General features: G+C 68.4%; 20 protein-coding genes. 8 read left to right on the forward strand and 12 right to left on the reverse strand.

The annotated features are described in order from the left end of the window. Positions 1 to 291: 291 nt before the first annotated feature. Positions 292 to 1,098: a response regulator gene (locus tag ACN22W_RS33965; protein ID WP_048251906.1), complete on the forward strand. Its 807-nt coding sequence runs from the start codon at positions 292 to 294 to the stop codon at positions 1,096 to 1,098. A gap of 30 nt (positions 1,099 to 1,128) precedes the next feature. Here ACN22W_RS33965 and ACN22W_RS33970 read toward each other — a convergent pair whose 3' ends face one another. Beyond that, on the reverse strand, positions 1,129 to 3,321 hold the full coding sequence (locus tag ACN22W_RS33970; protein WP_419690439.1) for a TonB-dependent siderophore receptor: 2,193 nt from the start codon (positions 3,319 to 3,321) through the stop codon (positions 1,129 to 1,131). A gap of 495 nt (positions 3,322 to 3,816) precedes the next feature. Here ACN22W_RS33970 and ACN22W_RS33975 point away from each other — a divergent pair, with 495 nt between their 5' ends. Further along, on the forward strand, positions 3,817 to 4,764 hold the full coding sequence (locus ACN22W_RS33975) for a mannuronate-specific alginate lyase (RefSeq protein ID WP_412026275.1): 948 nt from the start codon (positions 3,817 to 3,819) through the stop codon (positions 4,762 to 4,764). A 129-nt stretch (positions 4,765 to 4,893) separates the two neighbouring features. On the opposite strand, the gene ACN22W_RS33980 is transcribed toward ACN22W_RS33975, so the two are convergent. Continuing rightward, positions 4,894 to 5,919, reverse strand: coding sequence for an AraC family transcriptional regulator (locus tag ACN22W_RS33980; protein WP_419690440.1), 1,026 nt, complete (start codon positions 5,917 to 5,919; stop codon positions 4,894 to 4,896). 352 nt (positions 5,920 to 6,271) lie between these two features. Between ACN22W_RS33980 and ACN22W_RS33985 the strand changes: the two genes are divergently transcribed. The 6 genes from ACN22W_RS33985 (at position 6,272) to ACN22W_RS34010 (ending at position 12,564) form a co-directional block, all read left to right on the forward strand. Then, on the forward strand, positions 6,272 to 7,519 hold the full coding sequence (locus tag ACN22W_RS33985) for a dienelactone hydrolase family protein (RefSeq protein ID WP_419690441.1): 1,248 nt from the start codon (positions 6,272 to 6,274) through the stop codon (positions 7,517 to 7,519). 40 nt (positions 7,520 to 7,559) lie between these two features. Continuing rightward, positions 7,560 to 8,348 (forward strand): SDR family oxidoreductase, encoded by a 789-nt coding sequence (locus tag ACN22W_RS33990; protein WP_419690442.1) that lies wholly within the window; start codon positions 7,560 to 7,562, stop codon positions 8,346 to 8,348. Between the two features lie 64 nt (positions 8,349 to 8,412). After that, positions 8,413 to 9,651: a styrene monooxygenase/indole monooxygenase family protein gene (locus tag ACN22W_RS33995; RefSeq protein WP_419690443.1), complete on the forward strand. Its 1,239-nt coding sequence runs from the start codon at positions 8,413 to 8,415 to the stop codon at positions 9,649 to 9,651. A gap of 5 nt (positions 9,652 to 9,656) precedes the next feature. Continuing rightward, the gene (locus tag ACN22W_RS34000) at positions 9,657 to 10,184 is read left to right on the forward strand and encodes a flavin reductase family protein (RefSeq protein WP_419690444.1); all 528 of its coding nucleotides are present in this window, start codon (positions 9,657 to 9,659) and stop codon (positions 10,182 to 10,184) included. 36 nt (positions 10,185 to 10,220) lie between these two features. Next, positions 10,221 to 11,177 (forward strand): SphA family protein, encoded by a 957-nt coding sequence (locus tag ACN22W_RS34005; RefSeq protein WP_419690445.1) that lies wholly within the window; start codon positions 10,221 to 10,223, stop codon positions 11,175 to 11,177. A 124-nt stretch (positions 11,178 to 11,301) separates the two neighbouring features. Continuing rightward, complete coding sequence (locus tag ACN22W_RS34010; RefSeq protein WP_419690446.1) at positions 11,302 to 12,564, forward strand: serine hydrolase domain-containing protein; 1,263 nt, start codon at positions 11,302 to 11,304, stop codon at positions 12,562 to 12,564. A 151-nt stretch (positions 12,565 to 12,715) separates the two neighbouring features. Here ACN22W_RS34010 and ACN22W_RS34015 read toward each other — a convergent pair whose 3' ends face one another. The 10 genes from ACN22W_RS34015 to ACN22W_RS34060 all read right to left on the reverse strand — a co-directional run bounded on the left by ACN22W_RS34015 (position 12,716) and on the right by ACN22W_RS34060 (position 24,954). Next, on the reverse strand, positions 12,716 to 14,656 hold the full coding sequence (locus ACN22W_RS34015) for a heavy metal translocating P-type ATPase (RefSeq protein WP_419690447.1): 1,941 nt from the start codon (positions 14,654 to 14,656) through the stop codon (positions 12,716 to 12,718). Beyond that, entirely contained in the window at positions 14,653 to 15,696 is a 1,044-nt protein-coding gene (locus ACN22W_RS34020; protein ID WP_419690448.1) for an SPFH domain-containing protein, read from the reverse strand. Before ACN22W_RS34020 ends, ACN22W_RS34015 begins: the two co-directional genes overlap by 4 nt. After that, positions 15,693 to 16,730, reverse strand: coding sequence for a protease modulator HflC (gene hflC / locus ACN22W_RS34025; protein WP_419690449.1), 1,038 nt, complete (start codon positions 16,728 to 16,730; stop codon positions 15,693 to 15,695). Before hflC ends, ACN22W_RS34020 begins: the two co-directional genes overlap by 4 nt. Before the next feature lie 44 nt (positions 16,731 to 16,774). Next, on the reverse strand, positions 16,775 to 18,670 hold the full coding sequence (gene hflK, locus ACN22W_RS34030) for a protease modulator HflK (protein WP_419690450.1): 1,896 nt from the start codon (positions 18,668 to 18,670) through the stop codon (positions 16,775 to 16,777). Between the two features lie 655 nt (positions 18,671 to 19,325). Continuing rightward, positions 19,326 to 20,306: a type II secretion system F family protein gene (locus ACN22W_RS34035; RefSeq protein WP_419690451.1), complete on the reverse strand. Its 981-nt coding sequence runs from the start codon at positions 20,304 to 20,306 to the stop codon at positions 19,326 to 19,328. Positions 20,307 to 20,342: 36 nt separating this feature from the next. Beyond that, the gene (locus tag ACN22W_RS34040; RefSeq protein ID WP_419690452.1) at positions 20,343 to 21,320 is read right to left on the reverse strand and encodes a type II secretion system F family protein; all 978 of its coding nucleotides are present in this window, start codon (positions 21,318 to 21,320) and stop codon (positions 20,343 to 20,345) included. Between the two features lie 33 nt (positions 21,321 to 21,353). Then, complete coding sequence (locus ACN22W_RS34045; RefSeq protein ID WP_419690453.1) at positions 21,354 to 22,721, reverse strand: CpaF family protein; 1,368 nt, start codon at positions 22,719 to 22,721, stop codon at positions 21,354 to 21,356. Between the two features lie 19 nt (positions 22,722 to 22,740). Beyond that, positions 22,741 to 23,958: an AAA family ATPase gene (locus tag ACN22W_RS34050; protein ID WP_419690454.1), complete on the reverse strand. Its 1,218-nt coding sequence runs from the start codon at positions 23,956 to 23,958 to the stop codon at positions 22,741 to 22,743. Between the two features lie 22 nt (positions 23,959 to 23,980). Then, entirely contained in the window at positions 23,981 to 24,424 is a 444-nt protein-coding gene (locus ACN22W_RS34055) for a TadE/TadG family type IV pilus assembly protein (RefSeq protein WP_419690455.1), read from the reverse strand. Next, positions 24,421 to 24,954, reverse strand: a complete 534-nt coding sequence (locus tag ACN22W_RS34060) for a TadE/TadG family type IV pilus assembly protein (protein ID WP_419690456.1) — start codon at positions 24,952 to 24,954, stop codon at positions 24,421 to 24,423. Before ACN22W_RS34060 ends, ACN22W_RS34055 begins: the two co-directional genes overlap by 4 nt. Positions 24,955 to 24,965: the final 11 nt, after the last annotated feature.

Genomic DNA, 24,965 nt, shown 5'->3' on the forward strand with positions numbered 1-24,965 from the left:
GGGAATCGAAATATGCTCCTACAATTCCGCTCGCATCGATACCGGCAGCCGCGTGCATTCCAGGCGCGACGACGGCAACGCTCCGCGTCTTTACCGGCTCAGTGATCAGAACAACGAACGCCGGGTAACGCGCCGACCGGTTGCCCGTCGCGCAGTCCGGCGCAATCCGATTGTCGATGCGAGCGTGCGACGCGTGTGCGCGTCGTCATGGAGCAGCTTCCCAGGATTTCCCCGAACCGGGCCGGCCACCCGCGGGAACGCAGCCAGCATTATTTCCAGAACAGGTGCACGATGCCTCCATCGATCTCCGCATTGAGTGACGCCCATATCCTGATCGTCGACGATCAGCCCGACCAGCTGCATCTGCTGATCGACATCCTGCGCAGCACGGGGTGCCGGATCAGCATCGCATTCGACGGGTCGCAGGCGTGCCAGCGCGCACAGGCGCTGATGCCCGACGTGATCCTGATGGATGTGCGCATGCCGCGCATGGACGGGTTCACCGCGTGCCGGCTGCTCGCCGCCGATCCGCTGACGAGCGCGATTCCGGTCATCTTCCTGACCGTGGCCGGCGAACTGCACGAACGTCTCGAGGGGCTCGAAATCGGCGGCGTCGACTATGTCGTGAAGCCGTTCGAGCCGGCGGAAGTGCTGGCACGGATTCGCGTGCAGCTCGCGCGGACGAAACGCGACCGGCCCGCCGACGCGGAAAGCCCGTTCGCGGCCGGCAAGGACGACGACATCATCGTGCGTGCGGCGATCCGCCACCTGTCCCGAACGCTGAACGATCCGCCGACGGTGGAGCAGCTGGCGCGCGCGGTCGGCACGCATGAAAAGCGGCTGTCGCGCGCGTTTCGCGACAATCTCGGCCAGACGGTGTTCGAGTATCTGCGGGTCGAGCGGCTGCGGATCGCGCAGGATCTGCTGGATTCGACGTCGCTCAGCATTGCCAGCATCGCGAAGGAAATCGGTTTTTCCACGCCGGCGAATTTCGCGACCGCGTTCCGCGAACGTTTCGGCATCACGCCGACCGAGTGGCGGCGCCAGCGCCAGGCGGGCGGGCGCGCCGCGACCCGGGAACCGCAGCGCGACGCGTAGGCCGGCTCGGCGTGATCGCGACTACCGCGACTACCAGTTGTATTTCGCGGTGGCCAGCACGGTCCGCTCGTTGCCGAACACGCACACGGCATACGACTGGCAGCCGCTGACGTAACGCCGGTCGAACAGGTTCGCGACGTTCAGGGCCAGGCGCCAGTGCCGCATCTCGTAGTGCATCGCCAGGTCGTACAGCGTCGCGCTCGGCACCGTCAGCGCGTTGTCGGGCGCGCCGGCCGACGCGCTCTGGTAGCGCACGCCGCCGCCGATCCCGAGGCCTGACAGATCCCCCGTGCGCCAGGTCCAGTCGGCCCACAGCGACGCCATCTGCCTCGGCAGCGGCACGGCCACCGGCCAGTTGTTCAGCGACGCATCGTTCGCCTTCACGTTCTTGACGTCCTGATAGACATACGACGCGACGATCGACAGCTCGCGGGTCAGCTTGCCGACCGCGCTCAGCTCGATGCCGCGCGAACGCACTTCGCCCGTCTGCACGGACGACGTGCCGGTCGGGTCGAGATTCACCGGCGTCGGCGTCACGACGTTGGTCTGGTTGATCTGATAAACGGCCGCGTTGAGCATCAGGTTCCGGCCGGGCGGCTGCCAGCGCAGCCCGGCTTCCGTCTGCGTGCCGCGCGTCGGTTTCGGCAAGCCGCCACCATATAGCCGCACGCCGATCACCGGATCGAACGACGTCGAATAACTCACGTAGGGCGACAACCCGGCGTCACCCTCATAGGTGAGCCCGACGCGCCCGGAGAACGCACTGACGTCCTGCTGCTTCTGTATGCCGGCCGTCCGGTCGTCGAACCGCGCATTGACCCAGTCCTCGCGGCCGCCGAGCGTCAGCGTCCAGCGCTGCCAGCGGATCTGGTCCTGCGCGTACGCACCGAACCCGTTCATCGCCGTGTACTGGTCGACATGGCCGAGCGACGTCGGGCCGGAGAAGATCGCGGCCGTGACGGGCCGATAGACGGGGTTGTACAGGTTCAGCGACGGCGCCAGCGCGAGCCACACGCTGTTGGTCGTCGTCTGCCGGTCGAATTGCAGGCCGAACAGCAGCGTGTGTTCGAGCGGCCCGGTGCCGAAGCGCGCCTGCGCGTGGTTGTCGATATCGAGTCGGCTGTAGTTGAGCTGGAACAGCCCCGCGAAACGCATCATGTTGGTCGTGCTGCGGGGCGCCAGGCCGTTGCCGAACACCGTCGCGTCGTCGAGCGACAGGCGCGACCAGCGCACGTCCTGGTGCAGCGACCAGATCGCGTTCACGCGGTGCTCCAGCGCATAGCCGAGCGACCATTGCTTCTTGCGGTAGTCGTTGAACCCGGGATCGCCCATGTAGATGTCCTGCGACAGGCGGCCGTTCGGGTTCGGCAGCACCGTGCCCGATGCGGGCAGGAAGTTCGACGAAATATCGCCGCTGTCCTGCAGGAAGGTTGCCGAGAACGTCAGCGACGTGTCGGCATTCGGCCGCCATCGGAACGACGGCGCCAGCGCGACGCGCCGGTCGCCGTTCGGGCCGGTCACCGCGTTGCCGTCGCGGGCCACGCCGACGAAGCGATACGCGTACCGGCCGTCCGGGTCGAGCGTGTCGCCGACGTCGAGCATGACCTGCTTGCGCGCATCGTTGCCGATCTGCACGCCGGCCTCGCGCACGCGCTCGCCGTCGGCAAGCTTCGTGTGCGCGTCGACGATCGCGCCGGGCTCGCCCGCGCCGTACAGCACCGACGTCGGCCCGCGCAGCACCGCGATCGAGTCGATCGTATACGGGTCGACGCGCCAGTTCGCGATCACGGCCGTATTCGGCGCGGCCACGCCGTCGACGTACAGCGTCGGCGTGAAGCCGCGCAGCGCCGCATACCAGTCGGTCCGGCTATCGGCGCCGAACGTCGCGAAACCCGGCACGTAGCGCAGCGCCTGGTTCAGGTCGGCCGCGCCGGTCATCTCGATCTGCTGCGCGGTCACGATATTGATCGTCTGCGGGATCTCGGCCACCGGCGTGTCGGTCTTCGTGCCCGCGGTGGTGCGCAGCCCGACGAGCCCGACGGACGATCCGTCGGCCTTCCCTTTCACGGCGATCGGCGGCAGCACGGCCGCCGCCGTGTCGGGCTGCGGCGCCGCTGTTGCGCCCGATGCCTGCGCGTGCGCGCCGCCTGCTGCCGCCACGCACAGTGCTCCCCCGGCAGCGACCGCCATTGCGCGTCGCGCCGCCCTCGTCCCCGTTGCCATCGTTCAATGCTCCGTCGTGCTGGGGCCGATTCGGCCCGATCGTGGCGCGACGCGCCGTCGGCGTCCGCCCCGTGTTGTCGTTCTGGTGATGCTGTTGCGCGCGAGTCGGTATGCACTGGGCGATGGCGTCGTTCGCGAGCGCAGCGATCATACCGGGCGAACGTGGCGCGGTCTTTAAAAAAGTGCGCAGGCGCGCACGGGCGGGCGAAGCCCGGGTGCCGGGCGCACACGCGGCATCGATCCGGCCAATTTCAATTACTGTCGGGAAAGGCGGATGAAAGACGGAAACGCTAGACTGCGTGCGGCCCGGGAGCGGCCGCGCACCACGCGGTCCCGACGTCGCATCGCGCGTAATCGAGCGCATCCGGCGTCGCGGCGTTACCTGCGGCCAGATTGGCGGAGCCGGTTGCGGCCTTAGCGCCTCGATCGCGATACCGGCTTGCGCGTTTGCGACACCACCGTCACCCTCTCACCCCCGAGGACCGTATGCGCCGCATGTCGACCCGACCGCTGTTCGCCGCATTGCTCACCCTGGGCGCGATCTTCTGCGCCGTGCCATCCGCCCACGCCTGCGACATACCGGCGGCCGTGACGACGATCGATCCGCCCGGCTACTATGACGACGCCGCCGGTTATGCGCGCGCCGTGAAGCCGATGCGCGATTTCATTTCCCGGCTCAACACGGCGGCGGACAAAGGCGACTGGGCCTGCGCATTGAGCCTGCTGGAAAGCTGGGCGCAGGCCGATGCGTTGATGGGCCGGATCTCGGGGTATCAAGGCTATTACGAACGCTCATGGGCCGGCACCGACTTCGCGATGGTGATCCTGCGCATGCCGCGTGACGTGCGTGACGCGAATCGCGCGCGCTTCGACGCGATCGATCCGTGGCTCGAACGCATCGCGATCGCCACCCGCGATTCGGAAGCGATCAACCATCTGCACAACAACCTCGTGTACTGGGCCGGGCTCGACCTGATCGCGATCGGCACCGTGACCGGCAACGCGAGCCTGATCGATTCGGGGCTGCTGCGGGTTCGCGAAGGCATCCGCGACATCGGCCCCGACGGCGCGCTCGCGCGGGAAGTCAAGCGCGGCAACCGCGCGCTGCACTATCACACCTTCGCGCTGCTCCCGCTCGTATTCGCGGCGGAACTCGTGCAGCGGCGCCATATCGATCTCTACCGGGAAAACAACGGCGCGATCAGCCGCCTCGCGAATCTCGTGATCGACGCGGTGGAAAACCCCGCGAGTTTCACGGCCATCACGCCGATCAAGCAGGATCTGTTTCCGTGGACGTTCCGCGACGAATTGAGCTGGGTCGAGCCGTACTACGCGCGCTTTCACGATCCGCGCCTGCCGGCGATCATCGCGCCGCGCCGCCCGTTCGACGAATGGCGGCTCGGCGGCAATGTGACGGCGGTCTGGGGCGCGTCGCTGCCGTAGGCGATTCGCGGGCCTTGCGCTGCCGGCGAGTGCGTGACTGCCACGCACGCGATAGCCGTTTCCGCACGGACACGGCGCGCGGTGCGCCGCCGGCGTTGCACCGGCCCGGCACCCCCGCCGCTTCCTCCATCACCCCCGCACGCGCCGCATCCTCAGCGTCGCCGACGGCGACTCCCCGAACGCCCGCTTGTACTCGATCGCGAACCGCCCGAGGTGCGCGAAGCCCCATTTCAGTGCGATATCCGTCACCGACGCGAGCCCCGGCGTCGTTTCGGCCAGCAGTTCCTCGCGCACATGTTGCAGCCGCAACTGCCGCACGAAGCCCATCGGCGTGATCCCGTGGCGACTCCGGAAGCCGGCGAACAGCGTGCTCGGGCTGACGCCGGCGAGTTCGGCGAGCCGCTCGATCGTCAGCGGCTCGTCGAGATGCGCGCGGATGTACTCCTCGACACGCCGCACATAGAACGGCGCGAGCGCCACCGGCAGGTGCCGCGTGCCGTGGCGCGCGCTGTTCGGGTGGCCGTGCAGCAGCAGGTTGAGCAGCGTCGATTCGAGCTGCTCGAACGCGAGCGGATGACGCAGCGGATGCGCATCCGTCGCGATCGCGCCGGCGAGGATCGGCAGCAACTGGGCCAGGCACGTCCCCTGCGGCGATGCCAGGCTGAATTCCGGTTCGAATTCGACCGGCGCGCGCCGGTCGTCGCCGAAATGCCGCTGCGCATGCCGCTCCATCACCTCGCGCTCGATGCGCACGATCACTTGCGGGCACGCATCGCCCCACCGCATCTTGAGCGGCAGCGTCGGCGAAATCAGCGACGCGGTGCCCGGCGACGACACGAAGCGCGTCGAGCCGCATTCGATCTCGGCGTCGCCGCGCAGCGGGATCTGCAACAGGAAGAAGTGTTCGAGCGGCCCGGGCTCGATGCTGACGCCGCCGCCATAATCGAGCAGGTTCAGCGACACGTTGCCCCAGCGCGCATGATGCATGCTGCTGTGCAGCGCACGCGATTCGCCGGTCGGCGTGAGCCGGTGCGGCTTGAAGACATCGGCAACCCGCGCGCGAACCTCGTCGACGTCGTTCGACTGCAGCAGCAGGTTGCCGTGATTGAAACAGGCGGCGTCGTCCAGCCAGCCGGTTTCGGAAAATTGCGCCATCAAAGTTCTCCCGTCATGCTCGATCGCACTCGCGCCGTGCATGCGTTCCCTGAATCGGGGAATCCGTCGCACGATCCGGACAGTGCCCGGCGTATCCGGACAGTCTGCCCATCGGAACACGCAAGTCCCGCGCAAACGACGCAAGAAACGGACCGTTCGCGCATCGTAGAAAACTGTGCGGGGCGCCCCCATCCGCACATACCCGCAGTCAGCCGCGCATCCGCCCGGGCGCGGCGGCCGGTTCGTCAGGTTTCCGGAATTCGCGGATACCGGCCGAAGAAAGCGGATAGAAGCGCGCGTTTCGTCCGCCAATACTGGGCCCGTCACAGACACGAACAGCATGGAGGAACACATGAAAGGACGTCACATCGAGATTCCGTCACCGGACGGCGGGACGTTTCGCGCATACCTGAGCACGCCGGCCGGCGGCACCGGGCCGGGCATCGTGCTGTGTCACGAGATCTTCGGCGCGAACGCGACCATGCGGGACGCGGCCGATTACTACGCGGAGGAAGGCTACACGGTGCTCGTGCCCGACCTGTTCTGGCGTCAGTCCCCGGGTATCGAGCTCGGCAACTCCGCGGCCGATGTCGAACGCGCGATGACCCTGTACCAGGGGTTCGACGAAAACAAGGGCGTCGAGGACGTCGGCGCGGCGCTGGGCGTGCTCACGCAACGGCCGGAATGCACGGGCGCGGCCGGTGTGCTCGGCTTCTGCCTCGGCGGCAAGCTCGCGTATCTTGCCGCCTGCCGGCTGCCGGGCGTGGCTGCGGCGGTCAGCTACTACGGCGTGGGCATCGAGCATGCGCTGGACGAGGCGTCGCACCTGCGCGGGCGGCTCGTGCTGCAGATTGCCGGACAGGACCGCTTCTGCCCGCAGGACGCGCAGCAGCGCATCGCCGAAGCGCTGGCCGGGCGCGCAGGCGTCGAAGTGTATGTGTATCCGGGCGTCGATCACGCGTTCGCCCGCATCGGCGGCGATCATTTCGACAAGGCCGCCGCGGTCATGGCCCATCAGCGCGCGATCGCCGCGTTCCGTGCCGCGCTCGGCCCGCATTACGACCTCTCCGCGCTGTGGGAAGCGCATATCCGCCACGAATTCGATACGCGCGACGTCGACGCGACAATGGCCACGATGGTCGCCGAGCCGTACGTCAACCATATTCCGACGCTCACGGGCGGCGTCGGCTACGACGAACTCAAGCGCTTCTACACACATCACTTCGTGCATGCGAACCCGCCCGACACGACGATCACGCCGATTTCGCGCACGGTCGGCGCGAGCCAGATCGTCGACGAACTGCTGTTCTGCTTCACGCACACGACCGAGATCGACTGGATGCTGCCCGGCGTCGCGCCGACCGGCAAGCGCGTCGAGATTCCGCTGGTCGCGATCGTGAAGTTTCGCGGCGACAAGCTCTATCACGAACACATCTACTGGGATCAGGCGAGCGTGCTCGTGCAGATCGGCCTGCTCGACGCGGCCGGCCTGCCGGTCGCGGGCGCGGAGACGGCCCGCAAGCTGCTCGACGAAACCGTGCCGTCGAACGGCCTGATGCGCCGCTGGCAGGACAGCGAACCGTCGCCGGGTGCGCGTTGACGCGGCCCTTCCCTCACCCATCGATTCCAGGAGACACCCCATGACTGCCCTTGCTGGCAAAGTCGCGATCGTCGCCGGTGGCGCCACACTGATCGGCGCCGCGGTCGCGCAGGACCTGAGCCGCGCCGGCGCGTACGTCGCGATCGTCGATCTCGATGCGGAGAACGGCGCGCGTGTCGCCGATTCGCTGGGCGAGCATGCGATGTTCGTCGCGCTCGACATCACCGACGACCGCGCGATCGAGCAAGCGGTCGCGGCCATCGCTGAACGATTCGGCGCGATCGACCTGCTCGTCAACCTCGCGTGCAGCTACGTCGACAACGGCATCCAAGCGACCCGCAACGACTGGCTCGCCGCGATGGACGTCAACGTCGTGTCGGCGGCGATGCTGGCGAAGGCCGTGCACCCGCACATGGTCCGGCGCGGCGGCGGCGCGATCGTGAACTTCAGTTCGATCTCGGCCCAGTGCGCGCAGACCGGCCGCTGGCTCTATCCGACCTCCAAGGCGGCGATCCGGCAACTCACGCGCAGCATGGCGATGGATCTCGCGCCCGATCGCATTCGCGTCAACTCGGTGTCGCCGGGGTGGACCTGGTCGCGCGTGATGGACGAGCTGACGCGCGGCGATCGCGCGAAGACCGATCGCGTCGCCGCGCCGTTTCATCTGCTCGGCCGGGTCGGCGATCCGTCGGAGGTCGCGCAGGTCGTGACGTTCCTGTGCAGCGACGCGGCGAGCTTCGTGACGGGCGCCGACTACGCGGTGGACGGCGGTTATTCCGCGATGGGCCCCGAACAGGCGGTGCCGGCCATTCCGCGTCTGGCGGAATGACCGCGGACCGCCTGGACCCCTCGCCATCATTCCGGCCGGAACCCGGCCAAACCAGGACATTCTCATGAGACGCATCGCTATCGTCGGCGCCGGCCAGTCCGGCCTGCAACTCGCCTTCGCCCTGCTCGACCAGGGCTACCACGTCACGCTCGCGACCAACCGCGACGCGGAGCAGATCCGCACCGGCAAGGTCATGTCGAGCCAGTGCATGTTCCATACCGCATTGCAGATCGAACGCGATCTCGGCCTGAACACGTGGGAGGAAGCGTGTCCTTCCGTCGAAGGCATCGGCATCGCGGTGCCGCATCCGGACGGCAACGGCCGCAAGGCGATCGACTGGTCGTCGCGGCTGACCCGCTATGCGCAGTCCGTCGACCAGCGCGTGAAGATGGCCGACTGGCTCGATGGCGTCCGGCGTCGTGGCGCGGACGTGCGCATCGGCGATTTCGGCGTGCCTGAACTCGAGGAACTGGCGCGCAGCCACGATCTCGTGCTGCTTGCGGCCGGCAAGGGCGAAATCGTCAACCTGCTGGGTCGCGACGACGCGCGCAGCGCGTTCGACCGCCCGCAACGCGCGCTCGCCCTCACCTACGTGAAAGGGATGACGCCGAGCCAGCCGTATTCGCGCGTGCGCTTCAACCTGCTGCCCGGTATCGGCGAGTATTTCGTGTTTCCCGCGCTGACCACGACGGGCCCGTGCGAAATCATGGTGTTCGAAGGTATTCCGGGCGGCCCGCTCGACTGCTGGGCCGACGTGAAGACGCCCGAGCAGCATCTCGACAGGAGCCTGTCGTTCCTGCAGCAGTATGTGCCGTGGGAATACGAGCGCTGCCGCGACGTCGCGCTGACCGATCCGAACGGCACGCTGTCCGGGCGCTTCGCGCCGACGGTGCGCAAGCCGTTCTTCCGGCTGCCGTCGGGCCGCACGGTCTTCGGGATGGCCGACGCCGTGGTGGTCAACGATCCGATCACCGGCCAGGGATCGAACAACGCCGCGAAATGCGCGAACGCGTATTTCGATGCGATCGTCGCGCGCGATGCCGCGCCGTTCGGCGAAGACTGGATGCAGCAGACCTTCGAGGGCTACTGGGCCTATGCGCGGCATGTCGTGCGCTGGACCAACTCGCTGCTCACGCCGCCGCCGCCGCACATCCTCGAACTGCTCGGCGCGGCCGGCCAGTTGCCGTCGCTCGCCGCGGCGCTCGTCGACGGCTTCGACGACCCGCGCCGGTTCTCGCCGTGGTGGTTCGAGCCGTCGGCCTGCGCGGCGTTCATCCGCGAACACAGTGCGCGTTCGGAGTAACCGCCATGGAAACGACCGTTCCCGGCAGTCCGGCCATCGACCCGATGCAATTGCGCGCCGCCTTCGGGCAGTTTCCGACCGGCGTCACCGTGATCACCACGTGCGCGGCCGACGGACGCAAGGTGGGCCTCACGGCCAATTCGTTCTCGTCGCTGTCGCTGGACCCGCCGCTCGTGCTGTGGAGCCTCCGGAAGATCGCGCCGAGCCGCCCCGATTTCATCGCGGCCAGCCACTTCGCGATCAACATCCTCGCGCACGACCAGATCGACCTGTCGCGCCGCTTCGCGACGCCCAGCGCCGACAAGTTCGACGGCGTGTGTCACGTGGAGTCGGATCGCGGTGGCGTGCCGTGCCTCGACGGCGCGAGCGCGCGCTTCGTGTGCCGCAACGTCGGTCATTACGAAGGCGGCGATCACCTGCTCTTCATCGGCCAGATCGAGCAGTTCGATGCGTTCGGCAAGGCACCGCTCGTGTTCCATGCGGGCCAGTATCGCGCGATCGCCGATCACCCCGATCTTTCACGCGTCATTTGATTAGTTATACGAATAAATAACCAGGAGGTGGTGGACATGAAATTCGGATCTCGCCTGCTCGTCGCCGCAGGCCTCGCGCTCGCCGGCATCGCCGGTCACGCGCCGGCCAATGCGACCGACCTGCCGTCGGTCAACCTCGGCATGACCAGTTTCCTCGACGGGATGCCGCCGGCCGACTCCGGCTGGTACGGCACGCAGTACTTCCAGTACTACACGGCCGGCCGCGTCAACGACAATGCCGGCAACAAGGTCGGCCTGCCGAAGCAGGACATCGACCTGTTCGCGGGGTTGAGCCAGCTCGTGTATCAGTCGCCGCTGACGTTCGCCGGAATGCATCCGGGCCTCGACGTGATCCTGCCGTGGATCGCGTCCGCGCATACGGACGACGGCATCGGCAACGTCGCGCTGAATGCACGCGCCGGTTTCGGCGATCTGCTGATCGGCCCGTTCGTCCAGTTCGACCCGGTGATGGGCGCGCAGGGCCCGCGCTTCGCGCAGCGCGTGGAATTCCAGTTCATCGCGCCGACCGGCGCATACGATCCGGCGCGCGCGATCAACCCGGGCAGCCATTTCTGGTCGTTCGATCCGTACTGGGCCGCGACGCTGTGGCTCACGCCGAAATGGACCGTGTCATGGCGTCTGCACTATCTGTGGAACGCGACCAACCATCAGCCGGCCACGGCGCTCGGCCCCGACGTGACGTCGACCCAGGCCGGTCAGGCGATCCATGCCAACTTCGCGACCGAGTACGAAGTGCGCCCCGGCCTGCGGCTGGGGCTGAACGGCTATTGGCTGCGCCAGACCACCGACATGAAGGAAAACGGGCAGGACGTGCCCGGCACGCGGGAGGCCGTGCTGGCGATCGGCCCGGGTGCCATGTATAGCTTCTCGCCGCAGGATCACCTGCTGTTCAACGCGTACTTCGAGGTCCAGGCGCGCAACCGGCCGCAGGGGTCGCGGATGGTGCTGCGTTACGTGCATCACTTCCAGTGACGCGCGCGACCGGATGAACCGGCCGTATCGCTATCCTTAGACGAAAGCAATGCGTGCTGCCGGCGTGGACGCGCCTGTCCTATAGTTCTGAAAGATGTCCGTCACGCACACGGAGGGCCGCGCGATGACTAATTCAGCACTCTCCCGGTTCGTGGCGAGCGCGGCGAAACGGCTGGTGCACGGCATGGTTGCCTTCGCACCGGTCGCGATCGTCGGCATCGCCCTGTCCGCGTGCGTCGGCGACAGTTCGCCGACGTCCAGCGGGCCGGCGTTCGCCAACGAGGCGCGCCCGCAGATCAACGCATTGCTCGCGAACACGATGACGTCCGGCGCGGTCGTTTATGTGCAGTCGCCGCAGGGCAACTGGCTTGAATCGTTTGGAACGGCCGTGCGAGGCACGAACACGCCGATCCCGACGAACGCGCACTTTCGCGTCGGCAGCGTGACGAAGACGTGGACCGGCACCGTGATCCTGCAGCTCGTACAGGAAGGCAAGCTGAGCTTGAGCGACACCGTCGGCAAGTACGTTGCCAACGTCCCCAACGGCAATACGATCACGATCGGGCAATTGCTGACGATGCGCAGCGGCCTCTATAACTACTCGACCAGTCTCGCGTTCAACCAGACGCTCGATTCGCAGCCGGACAAGGTATGGACCACGGCGGAATTGCTGGACATCGCCGAAGGCCAGCCGGTCTATTTCGCGCCGGGCGCCGATTTTCGCTACTCGAACACGAACACGGTGCTGCTCGGGCTCATCATCGAGCAACTCACCGGCATGAGCGCGGCCGATGCAATGAACGCGCGCCTTTTCGCGCCGCTCGGCCTGGCCAATACGTTCCTCCCGCCGCAGCAGAATACGGCGCTGCCGGCGCCCGCGCCGCTGGGCTATCAATGGGGCACCAATGCGGAGACGACCGACAGCGACGCGCTGTCGCCCGAACGCCAGGCGGCCGCGAACAACGGCACGCTGCAACCGACGGACGTGACCAACGTCAATACGTCGTGGGCGTGGACGGCCGGCTCCGGCATGTCGACCGTGACGGAACTGGCCGCCTACGTGCAGCGGATGGTCGGCGGCGGCTACCTGAACGCCGATCTGCAGGCGCAACGGCTCGCCAGTTGCACGCCGCTCAATCCGTCCGACCCGATGTCGCCCAGCTACTGCATGGGCCTGGCCAAATTCGGCACGTTCTACGGGCACACGGGCGAGATACCGGGCTTCAATACCTTCATGGGCTACGACCCGGTAACGCAAACGACGATCGTCACGTGGGCGACCACGGCGGCCGCACCGGACGGGCGTGCGCCGGCCAACGTGATCGCGCAGATCGTCATGGGCGAGCTCAGCAAGGCCGCGGAAGTGCCCAGCGAGGGACGGCCGTAAGACGGTAAAGCGGTAAAGCGGCCCCGACCTGCTTCGCCGCTTGCGCCGCCGGTGTGAAGCGGCACGTCGGATCGTTCTTGCCCCGCGCCGAGCCCCGTAACGCCGGCGATCGATCGCCGCGCATCGCATCCGGCACGCGCGCCGCTTTCGTTCAAGCGACGCGAACAGGCTCGTCGATCCGCAGCAGCCGGCCGGCGTTGGCGATCACGATGAACGTGCCGACGTTGTGCAGGATCGCGGCCCACACCGCGCCGAGCACGCCGGTCGCGGCCAGCGCGATCACCGCGAGCGTCCACGCGAGCCCGATCGCCGCGTTGGTCGTCGCCGTGCGCCGGCACTGACGGCCGAGGCGGATGCAGGTCGGAATCCGCCGCAGGTCGTCGCCCAGCAGCACGACGTCGGCCGACGCGACCGCGATGTCCACACCATGCTCGCCCATCGCGATGCTGGTCGAACCGGCCTTGATCGCCAGCACGTCGTTCAGCCCGTCGCCGACGACGAGCGGATGCCGGCCGGCGCCGATCTCGCGCATCACGTAGTCGAGCTTGTCGTGCGGCAACGCCTGCGCGACCACCGTCTCGATGCCGGTTTCGGCCGCGACCTTGCGGGCGACCGGCTCGAGATCGCCCGTCAGCAGCGTCTGCCGCGCGAGGCCCAGCGCACGCAGTTCGGCGAGCGCGTCATGCGCGTCGGGCCGCAGCGTGTCGGCGAAGCCGAACCATGCGAGCAGCCGCCCGTCGAGCGCGACGCCGACGAGCGGCCCGTCGAACCCTTCGGGAGGCGGCCGCATCGCGCCGACATGATCGGCGAGCAGTGCGGGCCGGCCCAGTACCGCGGTGCCGTCCGGCGTGTCGGCAACCACACCGAGCCCGCGCAATTCCCGGGTCCGTTCGAACGGCGCGACGGCGGCGCCCGCGAGGCCCGACGCGGCCGCGTGGCGGACGAGCGCACGGCTTGCCGGATGCGCGCTGCTTTCGCCGAGCCGCGCGGCCAGCGCGCGCGCCTGGGCGCCGTCGACGCCGGGCTGCAGCCACACCTGCCGGACCTGCAACTCCCCGCGGGTGAGCGTGCCCGTCTTGTCGATCACGAGCGCGTCGACCTCGGCGATCTTGTCGAGGAACGCGGCATTGCGAAACAGGATGCCGTGCCGCGCGCCGACCGCGATCCCCGCGATGGCCGTGGACGGCGCGGCGAGCACCAGCGCGCACGGGCACGCGGCCACGATGACCGCGAGCATCGCCGACGCGTTCGCGGACGTGAACCAGACGATCGCCGCGATCAGCAGCACCAGCGCGAGATAAGCGCCCATATGCCGCTCGAGCACCTGCGTGACGGGCGGTTTCGCCTGTTCCGCGTGCTGCATCAGCGCGATGATCTTGCCGAGCGTCGAATCCTTGCCGGTGTGCGTGACCTCGATGCGCAGCACGCCGTCGAGATTCAGCGCGCCGCCATAAACGGTGCTGCCTTCGTCGACGTCGAGCGGCACGGATTCGCCGGTGATCGGCCCGTTGTCGACGCTCGACATGCCCACATACACGATACCGTCGACCGGAATGCGCGCGCCGGCCACCACTTCGATGCGATCGCCCGCGCGAAGCGCGTCATAAGCGACTTCGTCGACGCTGCCGTCCGGGCCGATGCGGCGCACCCGGCCGGCCGTCAGCCGGCCGAGCGCACGGATCGCTTCCTGCGAGCCCAGCACGCTGCGCTCTTCGAGCGCATGCCCGAACGTCATCACGATCGGCAGCAACGCGGCCGTCGTCATGTCGCCGATCGCCCACGCGGCCAGCATCGCGAGCGCGATCAGGCGATCGGTCACGCCGTGCAGGCTCGGCGCGCGCAGGCTGTGCCACGCGCTCGCAAACACGGGCCCCGCGACGATCAGCGACGCGAGCGCGGCCAGCACTTGCGCGAGCGTGTCGCCGCCGGCCGCCAGCGCGCGCCACGCGAACGACAGCGCGAGCAAGCCGCCCGCGAGCAGCGCGAGTGCGATCTGCCGCGTGATCGTGCGACGTTCGTCGGTGGACAGCGCGTACACGGTCGCGGCGGGTGCGGGGTCCGGCTGCACGGCCGGTTCGGCGATCGAATTCATCGGGCGTTTCCGGGCAGGATCAGGTTCGAGGTGTCGCGCGGATCGATCGTCGTCACGCGCCCTGCTTTCGACAGCACGCGCTGCACGCGATCGCGATAAAGCCGCGCCAGCAGCCCCGGATCGCCGTTCTCGCGCAACGTCGCATCGAGCTGCCGGATTTCGAGCGTGTCGGTCTGCGCCGTCGCGACGCGTTCGGCCGCGCGGGCCCGCGCATCCTGGACGATCCGGTCGGCGTCCTGCTGTGCATCCTGCCGCCGCTGTTCGGCCGCGGTGCGGGCTTCGGCGATGGTGCGCTCGGCGAGCTGCAGCGACGTCAGCACCGAGTTGAACGCATCGGCCGCCGCGCCGGGAAACGCGGGCTGCACGTCGACGCGCGCGACTTCGACGCCGAGCCCCGCGTGTGCCGCGTCGAGCGCGCGCAGGTGCCGCGCGATCGCATCGGCGAGATCGCCGCGCAAGCGTTCGCGGCGCGCGGCCATCTGCCGGTCGGCGGCCAGCTGTTCGGGCCGCGCGACCAGGATCGCGTCGAGATCGCGGGTGGCCGCGACCTCGACGGCCGACGCGGACACGATCCGCTCGAGCGCCGCGTCGAGACGGTCGCGCTGCAGCACATACGCGTACGGATCGCTGACCCGGTAATACAGCACCGCGCTCAACGCGACGGCACCGCCGTCGCCCGTCAGCACGTAACCGGAGCCGGCGAGCGCGTCGGGCAGACGCGCGATGCCCGACGCGGACGGCGCGAGTGCGCGCGGATCGCGGTCGAGCGAGCGGATCTTCTGCTCGAGCACGCGCGCGGTGCCCGGCACGAGCAGGACCGACTCGAACGGCTGCGGCCATGCGATCACGAGCCCGGCGTCCTGGGTGCGTACGAGCGCGCCGAAGCGCATCACCACGGCGCGGCTGTCCGCCGGAATCCGCCGAATGTTCGAGCCGGCCCACGCGCACGCGGCGAGCACCGCGAGCGCGGCGACGAACCAGAACGACAGGCGCACGGCCTGGGCGCCGGGCCCGAGCGGCGGCGCGGACGAGACGCTCATCGTGCGGCCTTGTGCGCCTTCGGCGCCGGTGCGGCCTGCCCCGACGCGTCGGCCGGGCCCTGCACGAGCACGCGGAACGGCGCGGCATCGGTGCGCAGGATCAGGTTCGTATTGGTGCCGACCACCGCGTTCAGCGTATCGAGCGAACGCAGCATCGTGTACAGATGCGGGTTGCCCGCATAACTCTTGCCGTAGATGTCGGCCGCGTCCTTGCGCGATTGCGCTTCGATGTCGGCCGCTTTCACGTTCGCATCGGCGAGCGCGATGCGGGCGTCGCGCTCGGCGTCCGAGCGGATCTGCGCAGCCTCGCGATTGCCGTCCGCGGTGCGCTGCGCCGCGACGGTCTCGCGTTCCGCGCTCATCCGGTCGACCGTCGCGGCGAGTGTGACGGCCGGCAGCGTGAGCCGCTCGAGCCCGACCTGGGCGACCCGCACGCCATAGGCCGCATAGAGCTGCGCGTCGATCTGGCGGCGCAGCGCGTCCTCGAATTCGCCGATCTTCACCTGCGCCGGGTCGGTGTTCACGAGTGACGCGAGGTCGTAGCCGGCGGACGTCGTCTGCAGCGCGGAACCGACGAGCGAACGGATCTGCCGCGCCGCTTCGTCCGGCTCGTTGCCGACCGCGCGCATGAAACGCCCGATGTCGCGTGCATCGGCCGGTACGCGCCACGCAACGTAAGCCTCGACGATGATCCGCAGTCCGTCGCGGGTGCCGACGTCCTGCAGCCCGCTCGATGTCGTGTGCAGGCGCAGGTCGACCGGCGTCACCGCATCGATCGGCGCAGGCAGGCGCCATGCCAGCCCGGGTTCGAGCAGCACGCGCACGGGCCGGCCGAAGCGCGTGATCACGGACGCCTCGCCGGCGCGCACCTGCACGAAGCTCGCGACCGCGAGCGCGACGAGCACGCACAGCAGCGCGATGGCGACACGCAGGCGGAACGCGCCAGGCGGCTGCGGCGCGCCATGATGCGCGTGGTGGTCGTGGCCATGGCCGTGGTGCGCATGATCATGCGCGTGCGAATGAAACAGACTCACGATGTCACCCCGGGTGCGGCGTCGCGCGTGTGCGCCGCGACATGTCAATGAATGCCGGCCAGATCGCCGGCAGGAGTATTGCGAAGATCGACGGTCGCGCGCGTGCCGTCGGCAAGCCGGTCGTCGATGATCGTCATGCGCGCATTGCGCAGCCCGCGCTGCAGCCGGTCGAGGTAATACTCGAACGGAAACGCGGGGCCGCCGAGCCGGTACGCGACCACCTCGGCGTCGAAATCGATCCGCTGCACGCGCGCCGACGCCAGCGTGTCGCCCGCCTGCGCTTCGGCCCGCGCGACCCGGACGAGCGCCTGCTGCTGCGCGTCGCCGAGCAGCCCGGCCGCGAATCCGCGCGCCTGCGCGACGCTGCCCAGCGCGCGGATCTGCGCGGCCTGCACGTCGTGAAAGGCTGCCGCCGCGCCCGTCGGCGGATGCACGCTCTCGATCACGACCGCGATCACGTCGACACCGCTCTGCAACTGGTCGAGCTGCTGCTGGATCGCGCGCTTCAGATGGTCGGCCATCGCGGCCTGATTCGTTTCGAGCAGCGATTCGAGCGTGTGCGACGCGAGGTAATGAACCAGTTCGCGATTGGCGCTCACGCGCACCGTGCTTTCCGGATCGATCGTGCGATAGAGCGCCGCACGGGCGTCGGCATCGGTCGGGCCGAGACGGTAGTCGACCCGCACATCGGCGTTGACGATCTGGAAGTTCTGGCGGTCGCCGTTCGCGCCGGCGATCACTTGCGTGGTGTCCCACGGATGCGGCACATCCCAGAGGCGATCGAGGCGCTCGGGCGTCGAGCCGTCGGCGGGCACGGCACGCGCGTCGGCACCGCCGTCGTTCGCGCTGCCCGCGATCGCGACCTGATGCACGGCACCGTTGTCGACGATGCGCGCGCGACCGAACGGCCAGGGCAGGCCGATATGCAGGCCCGGCTGCCAGACCGCGACCGGCGCGCCGAAACGTTCATAGACCGCGCGCTGCTCCGGGTTCAGCACGACCACGGCGGTGAGCAGCCACGCGCACGCTGCGGTCGCGCCGAGCGCGCCGGGCAGCAGCCGCACGAAGCTGCGCCAGCCCCAGCTTTGCCGCAGGTCGATGCCGTAACGATGACGCAGTTCGGCGCCGAGCGACGCGAACGGCGCCGGGCGCCGGCTCAGCAGGCCGGCGATCGCGCTGGTCGGCACGACGGCGCCGCGCGGCACCGCGAACCACGACAGCACGCCGCGGATCGCCAGTTCGGCGGCGACGGCTGCATTGAGCAACGCGACGGCATGCACGAGCCCGTCTGCCGCGCGGTGCTGGAAGGCGAACCATGCGGCGGCTGTAGCACCCGCGAGCGCGGTGACGAGCGCCACGCGCAGCACGCGCGTGAGCGACGCCGCCACCGCCGAGCCGCCTGCAGCCGCCGCATGATGGCGTTCGCTGACGAGCGTGAGAAAGGCGAGGACGATGCACGCGGCGCCGGCCGCGAGCGTGGGTTCGGGCGCAGCCATCGCGCGAATCAGCATGACGGGTGACGGCGGCTGCCACGCGAGCATGGCCAGCGCGACGGAAAGTGCGGCGCCTGCCGTGACGGCCCACGGCCGCCAGTCGATCGCGGCGGCGATTGCCGGCCACGGGTTGTCGTGATGTTCCGGCTCCTGCTTGCGGCGGAACGCACTGCCGAGCCAGCCGGCGAGCAGACTCGCAGCCGACTCTTCCGGCGGGTGGCGGCGTGCACGGCCAGCGAGCAGCACGCCGATCGCGACGACGAACACGTTGCACCATGCACTTGCGAGCGGCGCACACCAGCGCAGGTCGGCCGGCAGGACATCGACGGCGCTCAGCGTGCCGAGCGCGGCGACCAGCAACGCGGCGGCCCCTGCAACCGCGACGAGTGCGTCGCGGCCGGCCGGGCTGCCGGGAATGTCGTCGTTGCCTTCCGCCTGTTGCCCCATCGGGGATCCTTACGTACGCGTTACAGGGTGCGCAGGTGTCCGCGCGGAATTCTGCGAGCGGCAATGTAGCGCGGCGAATGATGAAACTCAAGGTATCGATGCGATTGACGCAAGGAATGAAACAGTCATGCGGATCGGGCGGTTCCCGCGCATCGCGGCGAACGCGACCGCCGACATCCGAGAATCATCGTGGCGTCAAAGCCCGTATCGGTACGAAGCCGCGTCGATCTCCGGCAGCCGGCCGAAAACCGCTCAGGAACACGATCGATTGCGATTATCGCGACTATCGCGATTGCCCGTGCGACCGTCAGGAATGTAAGGAGATGCCGCAGCGGATGGGCGAGGAATGCGAGGCTGGCCGGGGTGACGGGAAACGCGACGGCCAGCAGGCCGCCGCCTCGAATCCCGCGCAACCGACACGCGACCGACGTGAATGAACGCCGGCATTCAGGTTAGCAGTAGGGGGCAGCCAAAAAGGCGGTGGACTACGGCTTGTTCCATGGCCGACCATGGGTCCAGGATGCGTTGACGCCGCTATGGTCAACCTGTCTCGCGGTGCCGCCTGGGGAGGAAGCCTCCATGAAGCCTGTTGCCGTGCCGGCCGGCGGGTGCGTCAGGGCCGGCACGCAAATTCCTTGTCGACGCCCCTTCCCGCTCACGGCGCGACGCCAACGAACGTCGGCAGCAGCACGCGATAGACGTGAATCATCGCCGGCCCGAGCAGCACCAGCATCAGCGCGGGAAAGATGCAGAAGATCAGCGGGAACAGCAGCTTCAATGCGATCTTCGCCGCGCGCTCTTCCGCGCGCATCCGCCGCCGCGTGCGCAGCATGTCCGACAGCACGCGCAGCGATTCGCTGATGCTCGTGCCGAAGCGATCGGCCTGGATCAGCATCGCGCAGAACGATTCGATGTCCTCGACACCGGTCCGCAGCGCGAGATTGCGCAGCGCCGTCTCCTTCGTGAAGCCGGAGCGCATCTCGAGCAGCAGCAGGTCGAGTTCGCTCGCGACCACCTCGCTGCGAAACCGCAGCTCCTCGCTCACCTTCATCAGCGCCGCGTCGAGCCCCAGCCCCGCTTCGACGCACACCGTCAGCAAATCGAGCGCGTCCGGAAAATCCTCGAAGATCTTCTGCTGGCGCACCTTGACCCGCTGCGACAGCACGACGTTCGGGATGTAGTAGCCGATCCCGGCCAGCGCCACGAGGATCACCGACAGCAGCTCGCGCTCATTGCCGATCTCCGTCGTGATCAGCGCCAGCAGCGCCGTGCACGGCAACGCGAGCGCGAGCAGCGTCTTCGCGGTGAAATACAGCGCGGCCGCACTCTGGTCGCGCCAGCCGGCATTCATGAGCCGGATGCGCAGCGGCGAATTCTCCCAGCCGTCCTTCGGCACCGACAGCTTCGAGATCGGGGTGGACAGATCGACCAGCTTCGCGACCCAGCGCGACGCCAGGTCGTCGCCGCCGCCCGGGCCCGCGACGGCACCCGCGCCCGCCCCGGCCCCGCCGGCCTGCTGGATCCGGCGCTGGATATTACGCGGCGCGAACAGCAGCATCGCCACCAGCGCGCCGCCGGCCACGAAGATGAACAAGCCGCCCAGCATCACGGCCTGGACTACGCTCAGGTTTTGCATGACAGCCTCGCAACGGTTCGTTAATCGATTGGCGCGTCAGACGCGAATCCGGACGATGCGGCGGATCCAGAACAGACCGAACAGCATCGACACCAGCATTCCGCCGACCATCCTGATCCCGGCAGGATCCTCCCAGAGCACCGACAAAAACTCGCGGTTCAGCAGCGCCATCACCGCCGCGGTGCCGAACGGCAACAGCCCGAGAATCCACGCCGAGAGCCGCCCTTCCGCCGACAGCACGCGCACCTTGTCGAACAGCTTGAAGCGCTCGCGGATCAGCGCGGCGATGCTGTCGAGCAGCTCGGCCAGGTTGCCGCCCGTCTCGCGCTGGATCAGCACCGCGATCACGAAATAGCGGAGATCCTGCACCGGCACGCGCGTCGCGAGGTTCATCAGCGCATCGTGCAGCGACACGCCGTAGTTGACCTCGTCGAACGTGATCCGGAATTCGCCACCCATCGGATCGGGAAACTCGTCGCCGACCATCCCGAGCGTGCCGGTGAACGAATGCCCGGAACGCAGCGCGCGCGCGATCATGTCGCAGATGTCCGGCAACTGCCGTTCGAGCTTGCGCATGCGACTTCCGCGGCGGCGCATCACATACATCATCGGCATGCACGCAACGAGCAGCGCGACCGGCAGCACGGCGATCTGCGGCAGCGTGGCGAGGCTCAGCGCGAACCACGTGCATGCCGGCAACGCGGTGCTGAGCACGATCAGCTTCGGCAGCGTCCAGTCGAGACCGGATTGCTGGATCACCAGATCGAGCCGGTGCACGCGCGGCACGCGCAGCAGCATGCGGTCGAACGGCTTAGAGTCGTCGAGCATCCGCTTCTTGAGGATCGACAGCCGCTCCTGCTGCACGTTGCCGCCGGCCGACATCGCGCGAATGCGCGATTCGATCCGTCGCGCGGCGCTGCCGTGCCGCGCGTTCCACCATTGATAGGCACCTTCGATCGTGAGCACGACCGCGACGAAGGTGAGAATCACAAAGGCATAAAAGATCGTGTTCATGAAGCCTCCCCGGGAGCAAGCGGCGACCGGCCGTCAGTTCGTCTCGTAACGCTGGGACGGGTCGTAGAGCGAATCCGGCAGGTTGATGCCGAACGCCTGCAGCCGCTCGACGAACTTCGGCCGCACGCCGGTCGCGCAGAAGTGGCCGCGTACCGAGCCGTCGCGGTCCACGCCCGTGCGCTTGAACGTGAAGATCTCCTGCATGTTGATGATGTCGCCTTCCATCCCGGTCAGCTCCTGGATGCTGACGATCTTGCGCTTGCCGTCGGTGAGCCGCGCCGCCTGCACGACCACCGAGATCGCCGACGCGATCTGCTGGCGCATCGTCTTGGGCGGCAGCGACAGCCCGCCGATGCTGATCATGTTCTCGAGCCGCGTCAGCGCGTCGCGCGGCGTGTTCGCATGGATCGTCGCGAGCGAGCCTTCGTGGCCGGTGTTCATCGCGTTGAGCATGTCGAGCGCTTCGGCGCCGCGTACTTCGCCGAGGATGATCCGGTCCGGCCGCATCCGCAGCGCGTTGCGCACCAGCGTGCGCTGCGTGATCTCGCCCTTGCCCTCGATGTTCGGCGGGCGCGTTTCGAGTCGCAGCACGTGCGGCTGCTGCAGTTGCAGCTCGGCCGCGTCCTCGATCGTCACGATCCGCTCGTTGCGCGGAATGAAGCCGGACAGGATGTTGAGCAGCGTCGTCTTGCCGCTGCCGGTGCCGCCCGACACCAGCACGTTCACCTTCGCGCGCGACAGCGCGTCGAGCAGTTCCGCCATCGGCGGCGTCAGGCTGTGAAAGCGCACCAGGTCGTCCATCTTCAGCGGGTTGACCGCGAAGCGCCGGATCGACATCAGCGGCCCGTCGATCGCCGACGGCGGGATGATCGCGTTCACGCGCGAGCCGTCCGGCAGCCGCGCGTCGACCATCGGGCTCGATTCGTCGATGCGGCGCCCGACGCGCGACACGATCTTCTCGATCACCTTCATCAGGTGCGCGTCGTCGTAGAACGTCACGTCGGTCAGTTCGAGCTGGCCGCAGCGCTCGACGTACACCTGCCGGTACGTGTTCACGAGGATGTCGGAGATGCCGGGGTCGCGCAGCAGCGCTTCGAGCGGGCCGAAGCCGAACATCTCGTCGTACACGTCGATCGCGAGCTGGCGCCGCTCGATGTCGTTCGCGGGCATCCGCTCGTCGTCGAGGATCCGCGAGATCAGCGCGGAGATTTCCTGGCGGACCTGCTCCGGCGGCATCCGCGACAGGCGCTCCAGCTCGACGCGTTCGAGCACGGCCAGGTGAATTTCGCGGCGCAGCTTCTGGTACGCGTCGCGTACCGACGAATGGGCCGGGCCCACCGGTTCGCTGCCCGTCGCCAGCGGGGCCGTCCGGTGCAACGACATCTGTTCGCGCAATGACATGATGGTTTCCCCGAAAGAGTTACATGGACTTGAGTTTCGGCGTGGCCTTGCGGCCGAACAGCCTGGACATCAGCGGTTCGCTGCGCGCCGCGCTGTGCCCGGCGCGCACTTCCCCGTCGACGAGTTGTTTCGCGCAGGCCTGCAGCGCGCGCGCGACCGCCGTGCTGCGTGCGAGCCGCGACACCGGATGCCCCTGGTTGATCGCTTCGAGCACGGTCTCGGCGTCGTCGGGAATCGTGCAGGCGGCCTGCAGGCCGAGCACTTCCTCGAGCGCGGTGCGGGTCCGGTCGCTCGCGCGCGTCGCGCGGTTCACGATGAGCCGCATCTGGTCGGTCGAGTAGCCGAGCGACACGAGGATCTCCAGCAGCCGGCGGCCGGCGCGCACGTGCGGCATCGCGGGCTGCAGCACGATCTGGATCTGGTCGCTGCGATCCAGCGCGACCATCGACAGCGGATTGATGCCGACGCCGACGTCGAAGATCACGAAGTCGTAGCGCGGCGCGGCGACGCCGAGGATCCATTCGAGCGCATCCTCGCGCATCTCGGCGGCCCTGACCGGGTCGCCGGCGCCCGCGAGCACGTGGAAGTTCTCCGTCACGTGCGCGACGCTCGCGTCGAGAAACGCGCTGTCGAGCCGCTCGATCTGCGCGCAAAGCTGCGGCAGCGTCGACGGCGGGGTTTCGTCGCTGACCAGGAACGCCGCATCGGCGAACTGCTGGTTCAGGTCGATCAGCAGCACGCGGCGCTTGAAGCCCTCGGCGATCTCGAACGCGACGTTGCTGGCCGCGAAGCTCGTGCCGGCGCCGCCCTTGCACGACATGAACGACACGATCCGCGTATCGTCGGTGTCGCACCGCGTGCTTTGCGCGGCGGCACGCTCGAGCGCACGGCCGAGCGCCTGCGGATCGAGCGGCCACTGCAGCACGTCGCGCGCGCCGGCGCGCATCGCGTCGAGCAGCACGCGCGGCGACGCGTCCGCCGTCACCAGGATGCAGGTCAGGCCCGCGTGCCCGCGGCAGATCCGCTCGATCGCCGACAGCTCGGACGGGTCGGACGGATCGAGCGACGTGCCGTCGACCAGCAGGATGTCGAACGCGTCGAGCCCGTCGGTGCGATGCTCGATCTGCGACGGGCGGCCGGTCGCGCGCGTCGCGCGATAGCGTCCGCTGTCGGCCACGAGGCGTGCGATCTGCGTGAGTCGCGCGGTATCGTCGGAAGCTACGAGGATATTGATCATGTCGTGTGCCTCGTCTGTTCGATCAGTTGCAAGCGTTGCCGCCGGTCGCGGAAGTCAGGCTTTCGCGCGGCAGCGTGGTCGTGAACGGCGGCATCGTCACCGTGACGTTCACGAACGGGATCATCGTCTTGACCGTGACGTTCGTGACGCTGACGGTCACGAACGCGCAGGTGTTCACGGTACAGCTCGCCGGCGAGTAGCTCACCGACACGTTCGCGCTCGACAGCAGCGGCAGCAGCGCGGTCACGCGTTTCGCGATGCCAGCGGCATTCACGTCGCAGACCACCGCCGTGCGCGCGCCGAGGCGCACGGCCTCGCTCGCGGTATTCCAGTAGAACAGCACGCGGCCGAATTCGAAGATGCCGATCAGCAGCATGATCAGCACCGACGCGATCAGCCCGAACTCGACGATCGTCGAGCCGCGTTGGCCGCGCCGGCGCGACAGGGGGAAGGGGCGCGCGTTCATGACACTTGCCTCATCACGGTGATGATGTTGCCGAAAGTGATCGTCGACAGCCCCGGGAACGCGGGAATCGGCTGGTACTTGTAGCCCTTGACCTTCACTTCGACGACGTTGATGGCACCCGTCGCCGTGCCGCTCGCCGCGTTGTTGCTCGCGTCGTAGGTCGGCAGGTTCGAGAACTGCGACGGGTCGGACGCGTCGCTGCAGCCGGTCGTATGCGCCGCGTCGCAGATGGTCACCATCGAGGTCTTGAGCCCCGGCACCAGCTCGGTGCCGGACGCGCCGCAGGTCGTGCTGCCGTACACGACGAGGCACTGCGCCGCCGACACCGGATACGCGCTGTCGGTCGGCAGCCAGATCGACAGGTAGCGCGCCGCGTCGCGCGTCGCCTTGGTCAGCGTCTCGTACTGGTAGATCGCGCGGCCGAACTCGGCCACGCCGGTCGCGAGCATGACCATCGGCATCAGCACGAGCGCGAACTCGACGGCGGCGACGCCACGGGTGCGCGAACGACGAAACGGGGGCTTTTTCATGATCGCCTCTC

It is taken from the genome of Burkholderia theae, from assembly GCF_048565265.1.
Lineage (GTDB): Bacteria > Pseudomonadota > Gammaproteobacteria > Burkholderiales > Burkholderiaceae > Burkholderia > Burkholderia theae.

Excerpts from the sequence above, each read along its gene's own strand:
- ACN22W_RS33985 (WP_419690441.1), top strand. The coding sequence starts at position 6,272 with ATGAAAGGACGTCACATCGAGATTCCGTCACCGGACGGCGGGACGTTT.
- ACN22W_RS34035 (WP_419690451.1), bottom strand. The coding sequence starts at position 20,306 with ATGCAAAACCTGAGCGTAGTCCAGGCCGTGATGCTGGGCGGCTTGTTC.
- ACN22W_RS34045 (WP_419690453.1), bottom strand. The coding sequence starts at position 22,721 with ATGTCATTGCGCGAACAGATGTCGTTGCACCGGACGGCCCCGCTGGCG.
- ACN22W_RS33975 (WP_412026275.1), top strand. The coding sequence starts at position 3,817 with ATGTCGACCCGACCGCTGTTCGCCGCATTGCTCACCCTGGGCGCGATC.
- ACN22W_RS34000 (WP_419690444.1), top strand. The coding sequence starts at position 9,657 with ATGGAAACGACCGTTCCCGGCAGTCCGGCCATCGACCCGATGCAATTG.
- ACN22W_RS33980 (WP_419690440.1), bottom strand. The coding sequence starts at position 5,919 with ATGGCGCAATTTTCCGAAACCGGCTGGCTGGACGACGCCGCCTGTTTC.
- ACN22W_RS34050 (WP_419690454.1), bottom strand. The coding sequence starts at position 23,958 with ATGATCAATATCCTCGTAGCTTCCGACGATACCGCGCGACTCACGCAG.
- ACN22W_RS33995 (WP_419690443.1), top strand. The coding sequence starts at position 8,413 with ATGAGACGCATCGCTATCGTCGGCGCCGGCCAGTCCGGCCTGCAACTC.
- ACN22W_RS33970 (WP_419690439.1), bottom strand. The coding sequence starts at position 3,321 with ATGGCAACGGGGACGAGGGCGGCGCGACGCGCAATGGCGGTCGCTGCC.
- ACN22W_RS34005 (WP_419690445.1), top strand. The coding sequence starts at position 10,221 with ATGAAATTCGGATCTCGCCTGCTCGTCGCCGCAGGCCTCGCGCTCGCC.
- ACN22W_RS34010 (WP_419690446.1), top strand. The coding sequence starts at position 11,302 with ATGACTAATTCAGCACTCTCCCGGTTCGTGGCGAGCGCGGCGAAACGG.
- hflK (WP_419690450.1), bottom strand. The coding sequence starts at position 18,670 with ATGGGGCAACAGGCGGAAGGCAACGACGACATTCCCGGCAGCCCGGCC.
- ACN22W_RS34015 (WP_419690447.1), bottom strand. The coding sequence starts at position 14,656 with ATGAATTCGATCGCCGAACCGGCCGTGCAGCCGGACCCCGCACCCGCC.
- ACN22W_RS33965 (WP_048251906.1), top strand. The coding sequence starts at position 292 with ATGCCTCCATCGATCTCCGCATTGAGTGACGCCCATATCCTGATCGTC.
- ACN22W_RS33990 (WP_419690442.1), top strand. The coding sequence starts at position 7,560 with ATGACTGCCCTTGCTGGCAAAGTCGCGATCGTCGCCGGTGGCGCCACA.
- ACN22W_RS34020 (WP_419690448.1), bottom strand. The coding sequence starts at position 15,696 with ATGAGCGTCTCGTCCGCGCCGCCGCTCGGGCCCGGCGCCCAGGCCGTG.
- ACN22W_RS34060 (WP_419690456.1), bottom strand. The coding sequence starts at position 24,954 with ATGAAAAAGCCCCCGTTTCGTCGTTCGCGCACCCGTGGCGTCGCCGCC.
- ACN22W_RS34040 (WP_419690452.1), bottom strand. The coding sequence starts at position 21,320 with ATGAACACGATCTTTTATGCCTTTGTGATTCTCACCTTCGTCGCGGTC.
- ACN22W_RS34055 (WP_419690455.1), bottom strand. The coding sequence starts at position 24,424 with ATGAACGCGCGCCCCTTCCCCCTGTCGCGCCGGCGCGGCCAACGCGGC.